This is a genomic window from Streptomyces sp. NPDC002793, assembly GCF_040295485.1.
GTDB lineage: Bacteria > Actinomycetota > Actinomycetes > Streptomycetales > Streptomycetaceae > Streptomyces.
Genome location: NZ_JBEOVL010000142.1, coordinates 1 through 1,316 on the forward strand (window position 1 = coordinate 1; position 1,316 = coordinate 1,316).

The 1,316-nt window shown below is 55.0% G+C and carries 1 protein-coding gene and 1 pseudogene; both read right to left on the reverse strand.

Annotated features, from left to right (window positions below; genetic code table 11):
- Positions 1-83: 83 nt before the first annotated feature.
- Positions 84-1,018, reverse strand: a pseudogene (locus tag ABT001_RS36010) (IS3 family transposase); the annotation flags it as partial.
- Between the two features lie 37 nt (positions 1,019-1,055).
- On the reverse strand, positions 1,056-1,316 hold a 261-nt coding region (locus ABT001_RS36015; protein ID WP_351285913.1), incomplete at its 5' end, for a hypothetical protein.

Consider the following 1,316-nt stretch of genomic DNA (forward strand, 5'->3'; position numbering starts at 1 on the left):
CTTGTTCGCTTTCCGGATCTCGTCGACGATACGACCGATGATCTCGGTGATGCCGAAGTCCTTCGGGGTGAAGACGGCGGCGGATGCACCAACGGCAACGCCGTGCGTCTGCCGGCCAGTGCCATTTTGAACGCGCAGGCGACATGCCGGGTATGCAGACTGTCATGCACGTGATATCCCACGATTTTTCTCGACCAGGCATCCGTTACCAGGCTGACATACGCCGTCCCCGTTCTCAGCGGCAGGTAGGTGATATCCGCCACCCATACCTGTTCCGGACGGCTGGCTATTACTTGATTGTCTCCCGCTTTTAGCAGGTTGGGATGGCGATAAAAACGATGATGGCTGTGCGTCGTCTTGTGATACGCCCGTTTAGGCATCACCAGTAACCGCGCGCAGCGCAGGATACTGAACAACCGGTCACGGCCCACATGCAACGCCGGTTCGGGGTGTTGCCGCAACAGGTGATGCAGCTTACGTGTCCCCAGTCGGGGTTGGTGCAAGCGGATGGCCGTCACCTGTTCGACGAGATGCCGGGCCTGCTCCTCTTTGCCTGCTTCACGCTGCAGGGACTGATACCACGCTTGTCGGCTGATGCCCATCCATCGGCAGGCCCGCGTTACTGTGAGTCCCGGTACTTGTGTTTGCGCGATAAGGCGGTTAGCTGCTTTTTTGTCAGCGTGGCGCCAAAGTCGGTGTTCATCACTTTGACGACAGCTTCGAAGAACTGGGCTTTGACTTCAGATTCAGCCAGTTGCTGCTCAAGTTCTTTAATACGCTGTTCGGGCGTCAGGGGGAGTTTGGGCATGTTGTCTCCGCACGTTCTGGTGGAAGGAGAAGTTCGCCAGTCAAGTTGACCGTATTTGCGCAGCCAGTTCATGACAGTCTGGCTGCCTTGGATACCGTAGCGATCTTGCGCCTGGCGGTATGTCATCTCGCCTTTTTCGACCTGTTCGACGACAGCCAGTTTAAAGGATAGAGAGTAATCGCGTTGTGTGCGTTTAATATACTGGTTCATCACATTTTCCTCTGTGCGTGAGTAAAATGTGTCAACGCTATTCAGGACGGGTCACGGTCGACATATAAGAGCGGTAAATGTTGATGTATTCACCCGGCTGTTTGAAGTGGTGCATCCAGAGGATGGTCCCCATGCCGACGCTGAACATCAGCGCCGGCAACAGCAGATTTTTAACGTTGCTGAGGTAATAGCGCGGATACAGGCAAACGGCGATAAAGGCGATGTAGCTGGAAACATAAAACAGATTGCGTCCGGTCGCGGAACCGAAAGGAATGGTGCAAAAAGCGATGGCGCACCG